Here is an 18,419-nt window from a genome sequence, read left to right as displayed (position 1 = left end):
AAGGCGCACCATGACCAACGGCGCAACCTCATCGGGAGGCACCGTCGGCACCACGTCGCCGTGATCCCCTACCTCGGCTTGGTCTGTCTGCTGACCGTAAACCACCCACGACAGACCCACGGTGTCTCCCCGGTTCGAGAGATGCGACGGTTCCAACCGGGGTCATGCGTAACCCGCCCACTTTGAGGGGTGGCGGGCAGTCCTTGAGTAACGGTTGGCAATCACTGTCGATAATGAGGCAATTCCGCTGCGCAGCCAGTTTTGAGTGTTTAGTCTGCCTTGTTACACACAGGAGAATGAGGTGACAACGATGGGTGAGCAGGCAATCGAAGCGGCTGTTCCGGGCCAGGTCGATGAATCCACTGCCCCGACGGTGAAGGTGGCGAGCACCGACGCCGTTCTCGCCAAGAAGACCGCTTCCTCACGAAGCGCTCCCAAATGGGAGACCGACGCTCGTGATCGTGTCCGAGCGGCGATACGCCGCTACTCCAAGCCCCTCACGGATCTTGTGGGTCGCGATGCGAACGAGGGTGATACGCGACTGCTCGTCACCGACTTTCTGTGCGACGGTCTCGGCTACGACAAATACGAGGAGCTCACCACCGAGTACCAGGTGAAGGGGGAGTTCGCCGACTACGGCATCCGTATCGACAAGCAACTGGTCGCCTTCATCGAGGTCAAACGCTGCACGCAGAAGCTGGGCGTCAAGCATCTGCGGCAGGTGCAGATGTACGCCGTGAACGAAGGCGTCGAGTGGATGGTCCTCACCAACGGTCAGGTGTGGCAGGTCTATCACCTGACGGGAGGTCTTCCCGTCGTGATCGACCTGGCCCTTGAGGTCGATCTCCTCGGCGGGACAGGGTTGACGGCCAAGACCGACGCCTTGTTCTACCTCAGCAAGGACGCGTTCAAGCGCCGGCTCATCGACGATCTCTGGAAGGCGCGAGCGGCGACGTCCCCCAAGTCGCTTGCTCAGGTGATGCTGTCCGACGTGGTCCTCGACGCGGTGCGCAAGGAGGTCCGGCGTCAGACGGGCCACAATGCCGAAGCCAAGGACCTCAGCCGTATCCTTCGGGAGGAAGTCCTACGACCGGAGTCGCTGGTCTGAGCCTAAGGCGAAGGCGCCAAGGTGACGTTCTCATCGACTCGTCGACCAGTGCGCATCGCTGCTCCCGCCGATGGGTCGTTCCCCGTGGCGCGAGAGCCCTAGCTGGCTGGGCGGTCGGTTGCTGACGTCGATGCGCGGGAGCCTTGCCCGGCTGCCGTTGGGCGCGCCCGACCCCGAACGGTCCGCTCGTCCTGCCGGTGCCGTGAGAACGGCAGGGCGCGGCTGCCTCGAATAACTGTCCCTCGTCATCGGCTACGAAGGCCTCCTGGTAGTAGCCGGCCTCCTCTACCTAGGCGCCTTCGCCCTCCTCCCCCGCCCCGCGAGAGCCCTGTGACACCTCCCTTTGCCGCCAGACGTCACCTGTAGGAGTTGATCAGGCGGGCCAGGTGGGTGCCCGCTATCTCTAGTGGCTTCTCGGTTCTGGAGACTTGGGCGGCCAGTTCGGCGCCCTCGAGGGTGTTGATCACCGTGCAGGCGAGGTCGCGGGCGTCGTCTTCGGCGATGCCGGCGCGGCGGAGCCTGTCGGACACGAGGCCCCGCCAGTGCTCGAAGGCCTGCTGGATGTCGGGAGCGCGGCCGACGGTCTCCAGCGCGGTGGTCGTGACCGGGCAGCCGTCCATCCAGTCGGAGTCGCGGAGCTCCTTGGCGAGAATCCGGGTGCAGGCGATGACCGCCTCGGCCGGATCCTCTGCGCTTTCGAGCCCCTCGCGCAGGATGCCGGTGAACTCCTGCTCGCCCTGGCGGATCGCCTCCGCGCCCAGCTCCTGCTTCCCACCCGGGAAGAAGTGGTAGACCGAGCAGTGAGGGAGATCCTCGTGAGCAAGCAGGCAGCTACCTGCGCGCTCTCGCGGTGGCCGACGCGCACGGCATATCGGCGGAGGAGTTCCTGCCGTACGCCACGTCCATGATGTCCTCGATTCCGGGCTTCCTCGGGTTCTACGCGCCGCGGATCGACGCGGGCAGGCACACCGGCGACGTGGACAAGCTCGCCACGGGTGTGGCCGGCGTCGACCACATCGTCCACGCCACCAGGGACGGCGGCCACGCCGCCGACAGCTTCGCCAGTCTGGTCGAGATCTTCAAGAAGGCCGCGGGGTAACGCGCGTCGCGCCTGGTCCGGTAGTCGGCCGGGGGGTTCAGAAGCCGCAGGCTTCTGAGAGGGTTTTGGCTGCCTTGTTCTGATGGTTGGGGGTCGGGGTGTCGAGGGGAGTGGAGGCCCTCGGGGTGCGGGCCGGGGTGGGGCTGGCGGAGGAGCCGCTGGGGGTCGGGGTCGCCGAGGGGTTCTGGGACCCGGACGGGGAGGCGGTGGCCGCGCCGGCCGTCGTGGTGGGGCTGGCGGTGACGCCCGCGGCCAGGAGGCCCCGGGCGGAGCGCTCGGAGTCCTTGATCGCCTGAGTGGTGAGGCGGCGGATCTTCACCCAGTCCGCCGCGCCCGGCCAGACGGTCGGCGGTACGAACTGCAGGCTGGTCGTCTTGGCGTCCTTGACCTTCAGGGCCAGTGGCACCAGGTGTTCCAGCAGGTCGCGCGGGATGTCGGTGCGGAACATGTGCCGGGTGGCGGTCGCGATCTTGCCGAAGTTCGCGAGCACCACGCTGGGGGTGGCCTGGTCGAGGAGCGCGCCCATCACGCAGCGCTGCCGCGACATGCGCGAGAAGTCGTCGCTGTCGACGCGGGACCTGCCGTACCAGAGCACGTGCTCGCCGTCGAGCTTCTGGTAGCCCGCCTTGATGGTGCCGGCCGTGCCGAAGTGCCCGCCCCACTTGATGTCGGTCTCCACGCGGATCTTCAGCCCGCCGATCGCGTCGATCAGCGCGGCGAAGCCGTACATGTCGACGATCGCGTAGTAGTCGACCTTGAGGCCGAGGGTGTAGCCGATGGCGCTCTTGAGCTCGTGGGGGCCCCTGCCCTTGCCGAGGTGGTCCTCGGCGTACTGCCAGACCTCGTTCAGCAGGCCCTGCCCCGAGTCGCCCGTGAAGCCGTTGGGGAATCTCGCGGCGAGCGGGTCGCCCTTGGGGAATCGGGCGTACTGCAGGTTGCGGGGGAGGCTGAACATGACCGTGTTGCCGGTCTTCACCTCGACGCTGGCCACGGTCATGCTGTCGGTCCGCACGCCGGTCCTGTCGCCGGCGGCGTCACCGCCGATGAGCAGGAAGTTGACCCGGCGCCTGCCGTTCCACGGGTCCTCCTGCTTGACGGGCGCGATGGTCTCGCCCGGCACCTGCACGGTCGGGAAGATGGCCGCCGCGGTCTGGCGCACGGTCATCATGCTGCTCGCCGTCAGCGCGAAGGGCGCCATGACGCTCACGCAAAGGACTCCGACCACGATGCCGGAGACCACCTGGCCCGTCTGGGGGAGCCGGTTGGGGCCGAGGGCGATGTAGGAGGTGATGATGAGGGCGAACCACGCCAGCGCGCCGACGGCCGCCGCGGCGATCACCGTCACCAGGAAGCCGTCCTTGACGGCCAGGCCCACGTTCGCCCGGACGACGAGCGCGAACACGAGGCCGGCGACGAGGAGGAGGGCGAAGGCCCCGAGAAGCGCGAAACCGGTGCGCCGCTGCCCCGCACGGAGGTGGGCCGCGCCGGGGACCAGCGCGGACAGCCCCGTCCATCCGATGACGGAGGCGGTGGTGGGGGTCTTGGCGTAGCGGGGAGGTGTGGCGGCCGGCCGCTTCGGGGCGGGTTCCTCCGGGCCGTCCCCGGCCGCCTCCCCCGCGGTGCCGCCCACAGGCGTGGTCACAAGCGCTCCCTCATGACTGTCGAATCCGGCTGTCAACCAGGAGAAACCCATGGTTGACCCCCCGCAGGTTCACGGAATTCCAGGATTCTAACCCCCATACCTGGACATCACTTACGCAAAGCCAATTTTGAGGAATCGGACGGTAACAACTGTCCTAACTCGTCATCTCGCCTGACAGCCGCTGTCAAGCACGCCCGCCTCTACGAAGTGCTGGAGGCGGGGGCGAGCCAGGTGTTGCACTGGTAGGCCTTGTCGCGCTCGTATCCCTGCCGGAACCAGCGGCCGCTGTTGGCGGGCGTGCCGTGGTCCCGCGGGTATCCGGGCCAGTCCCCGACGTTGGAGAAGAAGTAGAACAGGTTGGCGCGGCGGGCCAGGGGGATCGGGTAGCTCGTGGCCACAGACCTCATCCACATGCCGCTGAAGCAGTTGGCCTGCAGCTCGTACTTGCGGCTCAGGGCGAGCTTGGCGCTCTGCGACCGCGCGTCCAGGGTCTTGCCCCACCAGGAGTTGGCGAGCCCCGACAACTGCTGGACGTGGTGGCCGTACTCGTGGGCCATCATGCCGATGATCGCGCCGTGCCAGCTGGACAGCGAGCCGTACCCGCGCTGGTCGCCACGGCCGCGCGCGAGCGCCGTGGTCGAGGCGTAGATGGTCGTGTTGCGCGGGCAGTAGTAGGGCACGATGCTGCCCCGCTGGGGGAAGTCGCCGCACGCGCCCCGGCCGCCGCGCGCCGTGATGGCGTACCTCGGAGGGGCGAAGGCGATGCCGGTCTTCCGCAGCGCGGGAGACCAGGTCCGGCTCATGCACTGTCCCGTCTTCAGGATCAGCGACTTGAGCTGGGCGTCGTTGAAGATGTTGGTGGCGGCGGCGTGGCAGGGGACACGGGGCAGCGCGCCGACCCGGTAGACCGTGTTCCCGGTCAGCGTGGTGTTCAGCGAGGGCCGGCTCGTCTGGGTGTTCGTGTCCGCCTGGGAGTTCGACGTGTCGCGCGGGGGCGTCACCGATGTGGGCGTCCGGGTCGTGCCGTGGGGCGAGGAGCGGGTGGGGTACGGGATCGGCGTGTAAGGGGCGTAGGTCGGGAGCGCCACGGGAGAGATCGGGTCCGGGTGCCTGGCGCTCTTCAGGGCCGCGGAACCGATCACCAGCAGGACGAACACGGCGGCGACCACCCCGAGAAGGCCGCCGACGACCGCGCCCGCGCTCGATTTGCGCTTCGGTGGGCGCCAGTTCGGGGGCAGGTGCCCCGGCGGGCCGTACGGACCTCTGGGCGGACCTGGCGGGCCGTTCCACCCCGGCGGAGGCGGCGGGAACGGCGCGGGCGCCTGGCCGCCCGGAGGCGGGGGAGGAGCCTGGTACGAGGGCCCGGGTTGCTGCCCGGGAGCCTGCGCGGGCGGGTACGGCCGCCGGTAGGGCCGGCCCTCCGGCCGCGGCGGGTACGACCGCACGGGTTGCGGCCCCGGGTGTGGCTGCCCCGGGTGTGGCTGCCCCGGGTGTGGCTGCGCCGGGCCCTGTCCGGGGTACGGCTGGGCGGGTCCCTGTCCCGGGTAGGGCTGCCGCCCGGGGCCCTGGCCGGGTCCCGGGTACGAGGGCCGCCCCTGTGGCGGGTAACCCTGGGGCGGTTGGCGCGGTCCACTGGGCGGGTACGGCGGCGGGACGTCCTGCGGCACCGGGCCGCCTCCCTGCGGTACGGGGCCGCCGCTCCAGCCCGGATCCGGCGGCACCGGGCCGCCGCCCTGGCGTGGATCCTGAGGGGGCGGATAGGGATGGCGTCCCCCCGGCGGGGGCGGTGGAGGACGCTGTCCGTTGGTACCCATTCCGTGCGCCCCCTTCCCGGCCTCAGAAGGCCGAGCCGCTCTCCCCAGTCACAAGATCCACATTCTGGAGCATTTTGGGCATAACTGCACTGAATTCCCAGTAGTCACGGAAGTAGCGGTATCTGGTTACATTCTGAAATCATCCAAGGTGATCTCTGCGATGTTCCGGATTCGCCGAGCCCCTCTGCCCTAGCTTCGATTCCATGAATCTGCAGCAGCTCCGTTATGTGGTCGCCACTGCGGAGCACCGCACCATGACCGACGCGGCCAGATCGCTCTACATCGCGCAGCCCGCGCTTTCACGCGCGATCCGCGACCTGGAACGTGAACTCGGCATGACCCTTTTCGCTCGCTCGGGGCGGGGAGTCGTCGTGACGGCACAGGGCCGCCGCGTCGTCAAGCTCGCCAAGGAGGCGCTCGACGCCGTCCACGAGATCGAGGCGCTCGCCACGCACACGCACTCCGGCGCGAGCGAGCTGCGCATCGCCTCGCCTCCGAGCCTGGAGCCCGGCCTGGCGGGCCGCCTCCTTCCCTCCTACGTCTCGGAGCATCCGGGGGTACGGGTGCAAATCGTTCGGTGTGACGGCCGTGACGGCGTCGTGAACGCCATCCGGGAGCAGCGTGCCGACCTCGGGCTGACCGATCTGCCCGTGCCGGCCGACCTGGTCAGCCACCCGCTCGAACGGCAGGAGATCGTGCTGATCTCGCCTCCCGGCCTTGACCTCCCCGAGTCGATCCCCATGATCCGCATGAACGGCATGCGGCTCGTGCTGCCGCTGCCGGGCAGCGCCCGCCGCAGGGAGTTCGACCAGCTCTTCGCCACGTACGGCGTGCGGCCGGTCGTGGCCGCCGAGACCGACGAGCGCGGCGGCTGGCTGGCCACGATCAGGGCCGCCTCCGCCTCCCTGCTCGGGTACCGGGGGATGTCGGAGCAGGCCGTGCGGGCGGGGCTGGTGGTCCGCTCCCTCGACCCGCCGCTGCGCCGGATCATCGCCCTCGTGCACGCGCGCAAGCGCCTGCCGGGTATGGCACAGGATTTCCTCACCGTCGCCGAGAGCGGCTCGGCGATCTGAGCCGTTTTGGAGCGTTCCCGGGACTTCGGGACGCCGTCCGGCGGCGCCGGAGCCCTGTACGGCGATGCTGGCGTACGCTTGCGGCGATGCATACTCTGCGCCTGCGTGACCGCGAGTTCCGGCCAGGCGAGTTCGCCGTGATGGCCGTGGTGAACCGCACCCCCGACTCCTTCTATGACCAGGGCAGGACCTTCGGCTTCGACGCCGCGCTGGCCGCCGTCGCCGAGGCGGTCCGGGCCGGGGCCGACATCGTCGACATCGGCGGGGTGAAGGCGGGCCCGGGCGAGACCGTGGACGCCGCCGAGGAGATCCGCAGGGTCGCCGACCTGGTCGCCGCCGTGCGCGCCGCCCATCCCGACCTGGTGATCAGTGTGGACACCTGGCGGGCCGAGGTCGGCGAGGTGGTCGCCCAGGCCGGGGCCGACCTGCTGAACGACACCTGGGGCGGTCCCGATCCCGGTCTGGCCGAGGTCGCCGCCAAGCACGGCATCGGGCTGGTGTGCGCCCACGCCGGAGGCGTCACCCCGAGGACCCGGCCGCACCGCATCGCCTACGACGACGTGGTGGCCGACGTCGTCGCGCACACCGCCGACCTCGCCCGGCGGGCCGTACGGGCCGGCGTGCGCGAGGACGCGATCCTCATCGACCCGGCGCACGACTTCGGGAAGAACACCTGGCACTCGCTGGAGGTCAGCCGCAGGCTCTCGGAGATGGTGGCCACCGGGTGGCCGGTGCTCGTCGCCGTCTCCAACAAGGACTTCGTGGGAGAGGCGCTGGGCGGGCTCCCGGTCGGGGAGCGCCACGCGGGCACCCTCGCCACGCTGGCCGTCTCGGCCTGGCAGGGCGCGCGGGTCTTCCGCGTCCACGACGCCGCCTCGGCCAGGGCCGCCCTCGCGACCGTCGAGCGGCTCAGGAGCGGCCGGGCTCAGCCGTAGATCACCGACAGGAACCTGATCAGGATCGCCTCACGGGTGCCGGCCGGCAGGGCGTCGAGCACGGTGTTGACCACCGCCATCTCCGGCTGCCCGTCACCGCCCAGCTCCACGCCGACCGACGCCGCGAGCTCCGTGAACGTCGCGTCGTCCAGCGCGTCGAGGTCGAGCGAGGTCAGGACGCCGGTCAGCCCGTCGGGGATCCGCGCGGGACCCCTCTCCCTGGCGGCGGCCGCCGCGGCGGCGATCACCTCCAGCATGGCGTCCACCCCGGCGAGGGTGACCCCGGTGACCGTGACGTGCAGGTTCGCGGGGATGCCCGCGTACGAGAGCTGCGGCTGCAGGAACCACCCGAGCTTGCGCGCCTCGTCGGACAGCACGAACACGTCCACGCCGTCCTCGCCCGCGAACGCCACCAGCGAGGACTCCGGCTCGCCCAGCACCCGCAGGCCGGGGATCGCGCCGATGCCCGCGACGAGCCTGCGGGTGGCCTCCAGGGTGCTGCGGGCGAGGTCGAGGTAGCCGGCGCGGCCGAGCGCGTTGAGCGTCGCCCACGCGCCGCCGAGCGGGCCCGCCGACTTCGAGCTCTGCACGGTGGTGTTGATCACCGTGTACCCCGGCCACGCGGCAGAGGCGAAGTACGCGGCCCGGCGCAGCGCGGGGTCGGCGAAGAGCACGACCGAGGCGCCCTTGGGCGCGTAGCCGAACTTGTGCAGGTCACAGGAGATGGACGTCACGCCGGGCACCGACAGGTCGAAGGGCGGGACCACCGCCCCGGCCCGCGCCAGCCAGGGCAGCAGCCAGCCGCCGACGCAGGCGTCCACGTGGCACAGCACCCCGCGCGAGGCCGCCAGCGCGGCGATCTCCGCGACGGGGTCGACCACGCCCTGGGGGTAGGAGGGGGCGGACGCGACGACCAGCACGGTGTCGGGCGTGATCGCGGCGGCCACGGCCGCCGGATCGGCGCGGAAGGTGCCGGGGTCGACGGCCACCGGCGCCACCTCGACCCCGAGGTAGTGCGCCGCCTTGTGGAACGCCGGGTGCGCGGTCACCGGCAGCACCATGCGCGGCCGTCCCGCGACGGGACGCGCGTCCCTGGCGGCCTTCACGGCCAGCATGATCGACTCGGTGCCGCCGCTGGTGAAGATGCCCGGGGTGTGCGGCCCGCCGCCGAGGAGCTCCGCCACCGCCCCGACGACCTGCTTCTCCATCGCGACGATGCTCGGGAACGCCGTCGGGTCCAGCGTGTTCACTTCGAGCATCTCGAAGTAGGCCCGCGCGGCGGCCTCGTGCACCTCGGGGCGGCCGGTGTCGTAGACGTACGCGGTGACCTTGCCGCCGCGCACCGGCAGGTCGTCGCGCCTGAGCCGGGCGATCTCCGCGAGGAGCTCTTCGGCGGTACGGCCGTTCTCGGGAAGCACGTGATTCTCCCTTGGGGCACGGGGGCGGCTCAGGCGGCGCCGCTCCTAGGGGTGACACCACTCGATCGGCGAGGGACATTACCACGCCAGCCCCTACATAACGGGCACAAGATCGTCACACCTCACGAACGCGAGAGCGGCAGCCGCACGACGGCGCGCAGCCCGGGGGAGGCGTCCTCCAGGTGGACCGAGCCCCCGTGGGCCCGGACGGTCTCGCGGACGATGGCGAGGCCGAGCCCCGCCCCGCCGTCGTCGCGGCTGCGGGAGCTGTCGAGCCGGGTGAACCGGTTGAACACCCGCTCCCGGTCGGCCTCGGGGATCCCCGGCCCGTCGTCCGTGACCGTGATCAACGCTTCCGCCCGGGTCGCGCGCAGCTCCACGCCGACGTGGCCGGCCGCGTGCCGTACGGCGTTGTCCAGCAGGTTGACCAGCACCCGCCCCAGGTCCATCGCGTCGCCGTCGACCACCGCGGGTCCCGCCGCCACCATCTTGACCACGGTGTCGTCGTAGCGGTCCGCCGTCGCCTCGACCAGCTCCCCGAGGTCAACGGGCTGCCACCGGGCCGGGCGCCGCCGCTCGTCCAGGCGTGCCAAGGTGAGCAGACCCTCTGCCAGCCGGCTGAGGCGCAGGGTGTCCTCCAGCACGCCCTCCGCGGTCTCGGGCCACTCCTGCCCTTCCGGGTGGCCGAGCGCGACCTCCAGCTGCAGGCGGATGCTGGCCAGCGGGCTGCGCAGCTCGTGGGCCGCGTCCGAGATCAGGGCCCGCTGGGAGGCCTCGGCCGCCTCCAGCCGGGCCAGCATGTCGTTGAGCGTGGTCGCCAGCTCGTGCACCTCGTCGCGCGCCTCGGGCACCGGGAGCCGGCGCGCCCTGGCGGTGCCGCTGATCTCCGCCGCGCCCCGGCGCAGCGCCGTGATCGGCCGCAGCGTGCGGCCGATGATCAGCCAGCTCGCGGCGCCGAGCAGCACCAGGAGCACGGGCGTGCCGACCACCAGCATGTGGACGGTCGCCGCGAGGCTGTCCGCGACGTCCTTGAAGGACCGCGCGGCGATCACCGTCCTGCCGTGGTCGGCGTGCAGGACGACCACGCGCAGCGGGCCCGGGATGCCGTACGGGCCGCCGTCCACGAACCGGCCCCGGCCGTCCGGCGGATCCTCCTCCCGCGCCCGGGCGCTGACCAGCGGGACCAGGCGGTCGGCGCCGAGCGTGACGTGGGTGATGCGGCCCCGGTCGTCCAGCACCTGGATGATCGTGCCGTCCGGGACGGCGACGGGGTCGGACAGCCGCCCGTCGTCCGCCAGGGCGACCACCTCCCTGGCCCGCTGGTAGGCGACCTCGTCCGTGGAGGCGATCAGCGCCCGGCCCAGCACGCTGACCAGCAGCGCGGACGCCGCCGCGAGCGCCAGCGCCAGGACGGCCGAGGCCGTGGCGGTCAGCCGGAAGCGCAGGCTCTTGCGCCGCCACCAGGCCAAAGGCGACCGGTCAGCCGCCATCGCCCACCAGCCGGTAGCCCGCCCCGCGCACGGTCTGCAAAGCGTTGCGCCCGAACGGGACGTCGATCTTCCTGCGCAGGTAGCCCACGTACACCTCGACCACATTCGGATCGGTGTCGTAGGTGTCCCAGACGTGCTCCAGGATCTCGGTCTTGGACACCACCTCGCCCGGACGGCGCAGCAGGAACTCCAGCAGGCCGAACTCGCGCGGCGTCAGCTCGATCGGGGTGCCGCCGCGCGCGACCGCCCGGCCGGCCGGGTCCAGGGTGAGATCCCCCGACCTGAGCACCGCCGGACGGCGCCGGGCGCCGCGCCGCATGAGGGCCCGCAGCCTGGCCACGAGCACGACGTAGGAGAAGGGCTTGGTCAGGTAGTCGTCGGCGCCGAGGTCCAGGCCGTCCGCCAGGTCGTACTCACCGTCCTTGGCCGACAGCATCAGGATCGGCACCCAGTTCTCCTCGGCCCGCAGCCGCTTGCAGACGTTGTAGCCGGAGAGCCTCGGCAGCATGATGTCGAGCACGACCACGTCGTAGTCGCCCTCGCGGGCCAGGTGCAGGCCGTCCTCGCCGTCGTGGGCCAGGTCGACCGCGAACCCCTCCGCCTGCAGCCCGCGCCGCAGCGCGGCGGCCATCCGCCTCTCGTCCTCGACGACGAGCACGCGCATCCGGACTCCCCCCAAAATCTGTGTGTCACCCATCTTGGCCTGTGCCGGCTGAGACCCGGCTGAGAACGAAGACCCGGCGGCCGGCCCCGCGAGCTGCGGAAAGCCCTCCGGCCTGAGAGCCCTCTCAGCTTGTCTCAGCTTCGGCACAGGGGCCGCGCGGCAGTCTGCGGAGTATCGGATCGCGAAGACATACCGTTGAGGAGTGACATGCCGTCCCAGTCCAGAAGAGTACGTGCCGTGAGGTGGGGAGTCCCGGTCGTCGCCGTCGCCGTGGTGGGAGCCGCGGTCGGCGCGGGGCCGGTCATCGCCGCCGTCCAGGGCGACCCGTCCCTCCCCGACCGCACCGCCGCGCAGCTGCTCGCGGAGGTCGCCAAGACCGCGCGGCACCAGGCGCCGCCCGCCATGTCGGGCACCGTCGTGGAGACCGCCTCCCTGGGCCTGCCGGCCCTGCCCCTGCCCGGGGGGTCGAGCAGCTCGCCGATGTCCCTGCTGTCCGGGTCCCACACCATCAAGGTCTGGTACGGCGGCGACGGCCGGGTGCGGCTCGCCCTGCCGGGCCCGATGAGCGAGACCGACGTCATCTCCACGGGCACCGGCGAGGCCTGGCTGTGGCAGAGCGACCAGAACACCGCCGTGCGCTACAAGCTGCCGCAGGGCACCGGGGCCGACGGCGCGAAGGCCGCGCACACCGCGCTGCCCACCGCCACGACCCCGGCCGACATGGCCGCCGAAGTGCTCAAGGCCGCGGACGAGAGCACCGCGGTCACCGTCGAGAACGGCCAGCACGTCGCCGGCCGCGCCGCCTACCAGCTCGTCCTCACGCCCAAGGACACCTCGTCCCTGGTCAAGCAGGTCAAGCTCGCCCTCGACGGGGAGAACTACATCCCGCTGCGCGTGCAGGTCTTCGCCAAGGGGGCCTCGGAGCCCGCGTTCGAGGTCGGCTTCACCCAGGTGAGCTTCTCGGCGCCCGCTCCCGAGAACTTCGCGTTCACCCCGCCCGCCGGCGCCAAGGTCGAGGACAAGACGCTCGGCGCCGAGGGCGCGCCGAGCGGCGGCAAGCCGGCCGAGCCCGATGGGCACGCCCTGGGCAAGGACGCCGGGAAGATCCGCACCATCGGCAAGGGCTGGGCCACCGTGGCCGAGGTGCCGTTCTCGCTCGCCGACCTCCAGCGGCCGCCCGCCACGGGCGAGCACGGGAAGTGGGGGAACGGCGATCCCACCACGGTCGTCGACTCGCTGCTCAAGTCGGCCAAGCAGGTCTCCGGACCCTGGGGGAGCGGCAGGGTGATCCAGAGCAAGCTCGTGTCGGCGCTGGTCACCGACGACGGCAGGCTGCTGGTGGGAGCCGTCACTCCCGAGGCGCTGGCCGAGGCGGCCGGCCAGAAGTGACGACGACGATGACGGGGGAGGGGGCGCACGAGGCGGCGCCCCTTCCCGGGGTCCCGCGCCCGGCCTCAGAAGCGATATCCACCGACGACTGCTCGATCGTGTCGCGCGGGCTCACCAAGCGCTTCCGCGGCGGGCAGGTCGCCGTCGACGACCTCGGCCTCGCCGTGCCGCGCGGCTCGGTCTTCGGCTTCCTCGGTCCCAACGGGTCCGGCAAGACCACGACGATCCGCATGCTGCTCGGCCTGATGAGCCCGACCAGCGGCGGGTGCGAGGTGCTCGGCCGGCCGATGCCCGCCGGGCTCGGCGCCGCCCTGCCCAAGGTCGGCGCGGTGGTCGAGGGCCCGGCCTTCTACCCGTACCTGTCGGGCGAGGCGAACCTGCGCCGGTACGACGCCGCCGACCCCACGGCCGACCCCCGCACCGTGCGGGCCCGCGTCGGGGTCGCGCTCGACCGCGTCGGGCTCGGGGCGGCGGCCGGCAAGCGCTACCGGGCGTACTCCCTCGGCATGCGCCAGCGCCTGGCCATCGCCGCCGCGCTGCTCGGCCCGCGCGAGCTGCTCGTGCTGGACGAGCCCACCAACGGGCTCGACCCGCAGGGCACAAGGGAGGTGCGGTCGCTCATCAAGGAGATCGCGGCCGACGGCACCACCGTCTTCGTCTCCTCGCACCTGCTGGCCGAGGTCGAGCAGATGTGCACCCACGTCGGCGTGATGCGCACCGGCCGCCTGGTGGCCCAGGGGCCGATCGCCTCCCTGCGCGAGGGGCACGCCCCGCGCGTGCGCGTGGAGGGCCCGCACGCCGCCCAGGCGGCGTCGGTGCTGAACCACCTCGGGCTCGCCGACGTGCGCACCGGACTGGACGAGGTCACGGCCGAGCTCGGCGCGGTCGCGCCGGAGCGCGTCGTCGCCGAGCTGGTCGGGGACGGGGTTGCCGTACGCGGCTTCGCCGTCCTGCGGCCCAGCCTCGAAGAGCTGTTCGTCGGCCTGACAGGAGAGGGATTCGATGTCGACGGTTAGATCGGCCGGAACCACATCACCGGCGGCCGCGCCCGCCCGCCCGGCCACAGAGCCGACCGCAGAGCTGACCGCAGAGCCGACCGCCGGGCCGGCCACAGAGCCGACGGTGGGGCCGACCGTCGGGATGGCCGTCGAGCCGGCCGCCGGGCCGGTCCCGGCCGTGTACGCGAGCCCCGGGGCGGCGCGCGCGGCGCTGCGGCTGCTGGGCTCGGAGCTGGGGCTCACCTTCCGCAGGCCGCGCAACATCGCCATGCTCATCGTGCTCGCCCTCGTCCCTGTGCTGATCGGCATCGTGCTCCGCGTGGTGGGCGGAGACGGAGACGCGCCGTCGCTCATCACGCAGGTCGCGGGGAACGGGCTGATGCTGACCTTCGTGGCGCTGTCGCTGCTGGTCCAGCTGCTCCTGCCGCTGGCCGTCGCGGTCGTCGCCGGGGACGCGATCGCGGGCGAGGCGAATGGTGGCACCCTGCGTTACCTGCTCACCGCCCCCGCGGGCCGCACCCGGCTGCTGGCCGTCAAGTTCGCCAACGTGGCCGTCTTCGGGCTCGCCGCCTGCGCGGTCGTCGCGGTCGCCGCGCTGGTCACGGGCTTCGTCCTGTTCCCCGTGGGGCCGGTCACGCTGCTGTCGGGGACGACCATCCCGCTCGCGGACGGGCTGCTGCGCGTCCTCATCGTCACCGGCTACAGCGCCGCGGGGATGGCAGCGCTCGGGGCCGTCGGCCTCGCGGTCTCCACGATGACCGAGGTGCCCATCGGGGCCGTCGCGGCGACCGTGGTGACCGTGGTGTTCTCTCAGGTCCTCGGCGTGATCCCGCAGCTCGCCCCAGCCCAGCCGTACCTTCTGACCTCCTGGTGGGGCTCTTTCGACGGGGCGCTGCGCGATCCGATCGCGACCGACGTGATGGGCCAGGGGCTGCTCGTCTTCGCCGCCTACGCGGTGGTCTTCGGCTCCATCGCCTGGGGCCGCTTCTCCGGCCGCGACATCACGAGCTGAGCCGGGTCCGGGCGCTCGCGCACCCGGACCCGGCCGGGGGGTCACTCCTGCGGGGTACGCCGCCCGCGGCGCAGGCCCGCCACACCGGTCGCGACGCCCGCGACTCCGACGACGATGCCGATGCCGGCCAGCAGCCGCGCCGTCCCGTCGGAGTCCGCGCCGGCGCTCGCGTCGTCGTGCGAGTCGCCCTGCGCCTTGACGGCCAGCGTGGGCGCCGCCGAGGCGGCGGGGGTCGCGGACGCGGCGGCCGACCCGTGCTCGTCACCCCCGGCCGCCGGCGCGACGAGCTTGAGGGTCGGGACGGGGTGCTCGGCCTCGGTGCCGTCGGCCTTCGGCTCGTCCGCCCACTTCACGACCTCACCGCTGGAGTAGGTCTGGGTGGCGGGGAAGAGCAGCTGGTCGGTGTCCTCGGGCATGAATCCCATCGACACCTCGAACTCCTGGAACTGGCCCGGCTCGATCTTCCCGCCGGTCCAGGTGATCTTCGTGACGGCCTCGGTGATGTCGCCGTACTTGGACGGGACGGCCTTGGGCAGCTTGCTCTCGGTGACCTGGACCTTCCACCCGGGAACCGGGCGCACCGAGACGAACGGCAGCGGGTGGTCGATCGGGAGGTCGATTACCAGCTTGGTCGTCGAGTCCTTGTCCCGCTCGTTGGGGACGCGGAAGGCGACCTTGGTGAAACCGCCCTTCTCCGCCGTTCCCGGGTTGATGGTGACGTGGGCGAGGGCGGGCAGGGCGAGGCCGACGGTGAGAGCGAGGGCACCGGCGGTGACGGCGGCCAGGCGGCGGCCGGCAGAGCTCAACGACATCGGGAAATCTCCACTTCGTACAGGGGGGAAGGCAGGAAGCGCGAGCCGCGTCGCCGGGGAGGCCGGGCGGGCGTCAGAGGACGCGCCGCCGGGTGGCGGCGGCTCGCGAGGTGTCAGGAGGCGGCGGGAAGCGGAGGACCGCGCCTGGTGACGGTATGGCGGAGCTCCCGCCCGGCCGGGACGGGATCGAGGCGCCCGGGGGCGCGGGCGGCGGGCTGTACGGGGCCTGCCGTGCCCTCGTCGAGCAGGGCCAGCAGGTGGCGCAGCCGGCGGACGGCGAGCGTGCCCAGCCTGCGGAGCACCGACCACAGGGCGGACTCGCCCCTGGCCAGCCACCAGCCGGTGATCAGCGTGGCGGTGAGGTGGGCGACCACCATGCCGATGTCGGCGCCGAGCCCCTGCCCATGGGAGAGGTGGACGCTCAGGGGGGAACCGATGTCCCCCGAGAGGCCGAAGATCTGGTGCAGGAACAGCTGCGCGCCGACCAGGAAGCCGATGATCGTCTGGGGCGAGCGCTCGCTCCCGGCGAGGAGGACGGTCGCGGCGGTCACCGCGACGCCACCGGCGGCCACCGCCCACGACGAGGGCCCCGAGCCGCCCGCCGCCCGGTGGCCGAGCACGGCGAGCGTCACGCAGACGACCGTGAAGGCGGCCGACCGCGCGAGGCGCAGGGGGAGGTGGGCACGCATGACGCCCCACATGGTGCCACGCCGGGGGACCGCCTGTCTCCGCGGCCCATCGACATTTCGACCGTCTCGTTGTGACGTCTGCCGCTTCAGGGGTTTTGTCGCTACTGTTGCCCGCGTTCGCTGGTTCTGTGCAGAACGAGGTGGTCACCATGCGGCATTTCTTCGGGTTGCTGCTCGGCGTTGTGGTGACGGCGGTGCTCCTGGTGGGCACCGGGTGGGCCTCGCAGGACGCGTTACGCGGGATGGCCGGCGTCGCGAACGCCGCCACGGGCGCCGTCGACCCGATCAGGGACACCAAGGCGCTGATCGGCCTTGGCGCGATGCTGGCGGCCGGTCTGGTCTTCGGCCTGGTGGTGGCGGGCAGGGTCTCGCCCCTCGCGACGTTCGTGCCGTCCATGGTGCTGCTGGCGTGGACGGTGATCTACGTGCTGGACGTGTACCGCGCGCTCGGCCTGGCGCCGGACGACCCCTCGATGAACCCCATGATCGTCCAGGCCGGCAAGGGCATGCAGGACCTGCTGGGCACGGGGGTCTACGCGATGCTGGGCATCGCCCTCTTCGTCCCGGTGCTGATGCCCTCGCGATGGGCCGGCCGCGAGCGGGACGAGGAGGACTACGAGGAGGAGACCTCCGAGCCCGCGGGCGGCGGCTACTACTGAGCGGGACGTCCCGGCTACGACCGGACCGCCCGCGTGTAGAGGCGGGTGACGACCTCCTCGATCGACGCGCCCTCCGGGGCGGTGGCCCTCAGCTCGGCGACGGTGCCATCGAAGGCCAGGCTGCCGTGGTCGATCAGCATGACGCGGCGGCAGAGCCGTTCGATGTCCCCGAGGTCATGCGTCGTGAGCAGCACGGTGGTGCCCCGCTCGGCGTTGAGCCCGCGCAGGAAGTCGCGCACCGCCGCCTTGCTCACCACGTCGAGCCCGATGGTGGGCTCGTCGAGCACCAGCACCGGGGGGTCGTGCAGCAGCGCCGCCGCGATGTCGCCCCGCATGCGCTGCCCGAGGCTGAGCTGCCGTACGGGCTTGTCCAGGAAGCCGCCGAGGTCGAGCACGTCGGCCAGCTCGGCGAGCCGCTTGCGGTGCTCCACCCGATCTACTTTGTAAAGGTGCCGGATCAGGGTGAAGCTGTCCTTGAGCGGCAGGTCCCACCACAGCGTCGTCCGCTGGCCGAAGACCACGCCGATGCGCCGCGCGAGCGTCGTGCGGCGCCGGGACGGGTCGAGCCCCGCGACCCGGATGCGCCCGGTGGTGGGCGTGAGGATGCCGGTCAGCATCTTGATCGTCGTGGACTTGCCCGCGCCGTTCGGCCCGAGGTAGCCGACGAACTCCCCGGCGGCCACCTCGAACGACAGGTCGCGCACGGCGTGCACGACCCGCGTGCTCCGGCGCAGGCGCCCTGACCTGCCGCGTACCGTGAACGAACGGCCGACCCCGTCGAGCTCGATCATGTGCGTCAACTCCCCGTCGAACGGTAGCGGCGGAGCCCGGCGCGCCACGCGAGCGCGGCCACGCAGGACAGGACGAGCGCGGCGACCGGGCCGAGGAAGCGCAAGGCGTACGGCAGGCCGATCGGGTCGGGGTGGCCGAGGACGAACAGGCCCGGCTGCCAGTTGACGAAGGCCAGCGGCACGATGAACGTCACCGCGCGAACGAGGTCGCTCCCGTAGACGCTCAGCGGGTACTGCGTGAGCTGGCCGCCGCCGTACGTGAACGCGTGGCCCACCTCCGCCGCGTCGGTCAGCAGGAACTGCAGTGCCCCGCTGAGGGTCCACACCGCGGTGAACAGGACGATGCCGCAGAGCACCATGATCGGGATCATCCACGCGCGCTGCCACGGCACGTGCAGCCGGGTGAGGGCGATGGCGAGCACCGTCGCCGCCTGCGCCGTGCGGCCGAGGCGCTGGAAGGTGAACCGCTCGACCGCTATCTGCACGAACGGGCTCACCGGCCGGACCAGCATCGCGTCGAAGGTGCCGGCCCTGACGTGCTGGCCGAGCTTGTCGACGTTCCCGAAGAGCATGTCGGCGAGCGCGAACGAGATGCCGGACGTGCCGTACAGGAACATCACCTCGGGCAGGGTGAAGCCGCCGAGGGAGCCGGTGTGGGTGAAGATCACCGCGATCGCCGCGATGTCGAGGCCGGTGACCAGGAACGAGCCGACCGTGAGCAGCACCATCGACGCCGGATACTGCGCGGCGGCGCGGATCCAGGTGGCCGCGAGGAGCACGTAGCCTCTCGCCATCTCGATCATCGGGGCACCCCCTCGGGGGCCGG

18 protein-coding genes are annotated in these 18,419 nt (G+C 71.9%); 8 read left to right on the top strand and 10 right to left on the bottom strand.

All coding sequences use genetic code 11. The features are described from left to right. Nucleotides 1-310: 310 nt before the first annotated feature. Complete coding sequence (locus ACOZ38_RS26110) at nucleotides 311-1,108, top strand: type I restriction enzyme HsdR N-terminal domain-containing protein (protein ID WP_424533801.1); 798 nt, start codon at nucleotides 311-313, stop codon at nucleotides 1,106-1,108. A 356-nt stretch (nucleotides 1,109-1,464) separates the two neighbouring features. Here the strand turns inward: ACOZ38_RS26110 and ACOZ38_RS26105 are convergent, their stop codons facing one another. Further along, complete coding sequence (locus ACOZ38_RS26105; RefSeq protein WP_424537088.1) at nucleotides 1,465-1,821, bottom strand: TetR family transcriptional regulator C-terminal domain-containing protein; 357 nt, start codon at nucleotides 1,819-1,821, stop codon at nucleotides 1,465-1,467. 122 nt (nucleotides 1,822-1,943) lie between these two features. Here ACOZ38_RS26105 and ACOZ38_RS26100 point away from each other — a divergent pair, with 122 nt between their 5' ends. After that, on the top strand, nucleotides 1,944-2,207 hold the full coding sequence (locus ACOZ38_RS26100; protein WP_405152069.1) for a hypothetical protein: 264 nt from the start codon (nucleotides 1,944-1,946) through the stop codon (nucleotides 2,205-2,207). A 37-nt stretch (nucleotides 2,208-2,244) separates the two neighbouring features. Here ACOZ38_RS26100 and ACOZ38_RS26095 read toward each other — a convergent pair whose 3' ends face one another. Both ACOZ38_RS26095 and ACOZ38_RS26090 read right to left on the bottom strand, forming a co-directional pair. Continuing rightward, a complete protein-coding gene (locus ACOZ38_RS26095; RefSeq protein WP_424533800.1) occupies nucleotides 2,245-3,849 on the bottom strand; it encodes an LCP family protein in 1,605 nt (534 codons plus the stop codon). A 200-nt stretch (nucleotides 3,850-4,049) separates the two neighbouring features. Continuing rightward, on the bottom strand, nucleotides 4,050-5,294 hold the full coding sequence (locus ACOZ38_RS26090) for a neutral zinc metallopeptidase (RefSeq protein WP_424533799.1): 1,245 nt from the start codon (nucleotides 5,292-5,294) through the stop codon (nucleotides 4,050-4,052). A gap of 572 nt (nucleotides 5,295-5,866) precedes the next feature. On the opposite strand from ACOZ38_RS26090, the gene ACOZ38_RS26085 reads away from it, so the two are divergent. Both ACOZ38_RS26085 and folP read left to right on the top strand, forming a co-directional pair. Next, nucleotides 5,867-6,736 carry a LysR substrate-binding domain-containing protein gene (locus tag ACOZ38_RS26085; protein WP_424533798.1) on the top strand — a complete coding sequence of 290 codons (870 nt, stop codon included), beginning with the start codon at nucleotides 5,867-5,869 and terminating at the stop codon, nucleotides 6,734-6,736. 86 nt (nucleotides 6,737-6,822) lie between these two features. Beyond that, entirely contained in the window at nucleotides 6,823-7,671 is an 849-nt protein-coding gene (gene folP / locus ACOZ38_RS26080) for a dihydropteroate synthase (RefSeq protein ID WP_405150707.1), read from the top strand. On the opposite strand, the gene ACOZ38_RS26075 is transcribed toward folP, so the two are convergent. From ACOZ38_RS26075 to ACOZ38_RS26065, 3 genes are all read right to left on the bottom strand, one after another. Then, entirely contained in the window at nucleotides 7,662-9,089 is a 1,428-nt protein-coding gene (locus tag ACOZ38_RS26075; protein ID WP_424533797.1) for a pyridoxal phosphate-dependent decarboxylase family protein, read from the bottom strand. The genes folP and ACOZ38_RS26075 overlap by 10 nt on opposite strands. Nucleotides 9,090-9,211: 122 nt before the next feature. After that, nucleotides 9,212-10,579, bottom strand: a complete 1,368-nt coding sequence (locus ACOZ38_RS26070; RefSeq protein WP_424533796.1) for a sensor histidine kinase — start codon at nucleotides 10,577-10,579, stop codon at nucleotides 9,212-9,214. Next, a complete protein-coding gene (locus ACOZ38_RS26065) occupies nucleotides 10,569-11,243 on the bottom strand; it encodes a response regulator transcription factor (RefSeq protein ID WP_405150702.1) in 675 nt (224 codons plus the stop codon). The genes ACOZ38_RS26070 and ACOZ38_RS26065 overlap by 11 nt, the downstream gene beginning before the upstream one ends. A 237-nt stretch (nucleotides 11,244-11,480) precedes the next feature. On the opposite strand from ACOZ38_RS26065, the gene ACOZ38_RS26060 reads away from it, so the two are divergent. From ACOZ38_RS26060 to ACOZ38_RS26050, 3 genes are read left to right on the top strand one after another with little or no spacing between them, the layout of a single operon-like run. Beyond that, complete coding sequence (locus ACOZ38_RS26060) at nucleotides 11,481-12,632, top strand: LolA family protein (protein ID WP_424533795.1); 1,152 nt, start codon at nucleotides 11,481-11,483, stop codon at nucleotides 12,630-12,632. Beyond that, on the top strand, nucleotides 12,629-13,648 hold the full coding sequence (locus ACOZ38_RS26055; protein ID WP_424533794.1) for an ATP-binding cassette domain-containing protein: 1,020 nt from the start codon (nucleotides 12,629-12,631) through the stop codon (nucleotides 13,646-13,648). Before ACOZ38_RS26060 ends, ACOZ38_RS26055 begins: the two co-directional genes overlap by 4 nt. Then, nucleotides 13,635-14,642 (top strand): ABC transporter permease, encoded by a 1,008-nt coding sequence (locus ACOZ38_RS26050; RefSeq protein ID WP_424533793.1) that lies wholly within the window; start codon nucleotides 13,635-13,637, stop codon nucleotides 14,640-14,642. The genes ACOZ38_RS26055 and ACOZ38_RS26050 overlap by 14 nt, the downstream gene beginning before the upstream one ends. Before the next feature lie 41 nt (nucleotides 14,643-14,683). On the opposite strand, the gene ACOZ38_RS26045 is transcribed toward ACOZ38_RS26050, so the two are convergent. Continuing rightward, a complete protein-coding gene (locus ACOZ38_RS26045; protein ID WP_424533792.1) occupies nucleotides 14,684-15,454 on the bottom strand; it encodes a YcnI family protein in 771 nt (256 codons plus the stop codon). 113 nt (nucleotides 15,455-15,567) lie between these two features. Then, nucleotides 15,568-16,143: an MFS transporter gene (locus ACOZ38_RS26040; protein ID WP_424533791.1), complete on the bottom strand. Its 576-nt coding sequence runs from the start codon at nucleotides 16,141-16,143 to the stop codon at nucleotides 15,568-15,570. 149 nt (nucleotides 16,144-16,292) lie between these two features. Here ACOZ38_RS26040 and ACOZ38_RS26035 point away from each other — a divergent pair, with 149 nt between their 5' ends. Beyond that, on the top strand, nucleotides 16,293-16,802 hold the full coding sequence (locus ACOZ38_RS26035; protein ID WP_424533790.1) for a hypothetical protein: 510 nt from the start codon (nucleotides 16,293-16,295) through the stop codon (nucleotides 16,800-16,802). Between the two features lie 14 nt (nucleotides 16,803-16,816). Here the strand turns inward: ACOZ38_RS26035 and ACOZ38_RS26030 are convergent, their stop codons facing one another. After that, nucleotides 16,817-17,593: an ABC transporter ATP-binding protein gene (locus ACOZ38_RS26030; protein ID WP_424533789.1), complete on the bottom strand. Its 777-nt coding sequence runs from the start codon at nucleotides 17,591-17,593 to the stop codon at nucleotides 16,817-16,819. 5 nt (nucleotides 17,594-17,598) lie between these two features. After that, on the bottom strand, nucleotides 17,599-18,396 hold the full coding sequence (locus ACOZ38_RS26025) for an ABC transporter permease (protein ID WP_424533788.1): 798 nt from the start codon (nucleotides 18,394-18,396) through the stop codon (nucleotides 17,599-17,601). Between the last annotated feature and the right edge of the window lie 23 nt (nucleotides 18,397-18,419).

It is taken from the genome of Sphaerisporangium viridialbum (assembly GCF_049674955.1).
GTDB lineage: Bacteria > Actinomycetota > Actinomycetes > Streptosporangiales > Streptosporangiaceae > Sphaerisporangium > Sphaerisporangium viridialbum.
Note: the sequence above shows the minus strand (reverse complement) of the source record. Positions and strands in the feature narration are given on the sequence as shown.

What these genes read in the sequence shown, in the direction of transcription:
- ACOZ38_RS26110 (WP_424533801.1), top strand. Translation starts at nt 311, where the DNA reads ATGGGTGAGCAGGCAATCGAAGCGGCTGTTCCGGGCCAGGTCGATGAA.
- ACOZ38_RS26085 (WP_424533798.1), top strand. Translation starts at nt 5,867, where the DNA reads ATGAATCTGCAGCAGCTCCGTTATGTGGTCGCCACTGCGGAGCACCGC.
- folP (WP_405150707.1), top strand. Translation starts at nt 6,823, where the DNA reads ATGCATACTCTGCGCCTGCGTGACCGCGAGTTCCGGCCAGGCGAGTTC.
- ACOZ38_RS26070 (WP_424533796.1), bottom strand. Translation starts at nt 10,579, where the DNA reads ATGGCGGCTGACCGGTCGCCTTTGGCCTGGTGGCGGCGCAAGAGCCTG.
- ACOZ38_RS26065 (WP_405150702.1), bottom strand. Translation starts at nt 11,243, where the DNA reads ATGCGCGTGCTCGTCGTCGAGGACGAGAGGCGGATGGCCGCCGCGCTG.
- ACOZ38_RS26050 (WP_424533793.1), top strand. Translation starts at nt 13,635, where the DNA reads ATGTCGACGGTTAGATCGGCCGGAACCACATCACCGGCGGCCGCGCCC.
- ACOZ38_RS26045 (WP_424533792.1), bottom strand. Translation starts at nt 15,454, where the DNA reads ATGTCGTTGAGCTCTGCCGGCCGCCGCCTGGCCGCCGTCACCGCCGGT.
- ACOZ38_RS26040 (WP_424533791.1), bottom strand. Translation starts at nt 16,143, where the DNA reads ATGCGTGCCCACCTCCCCCTGCGCCTCGCGCGGTCGGCCGCCTTCACG.
- ACOZ38_RS26035 (WP_424533790.1), top strand. Translation starts at nt 16,293, where the DNA reads ATGCGGCATTTCTTCGGGTTGCTGCTCGGCGTTGTGGTGACGGCGGTG.
- ACOZ38_RS26030 (WP_424533789.1), bottom strand. Translation starts at nt 17,593, where the DNA reads ATGATCGAGCTCGACGGGGTCGGCCGTTCGTTCACGGTACGCGGCAGG.
- ACOZ38_RS26025 (WP_424533788.1), bottom strand. Translation starts at nt 18,396, where the DNA reads ATGATCGAGATGGCGAGAGGCTACGTGCTCCTCGCGGCCACCTGGATC.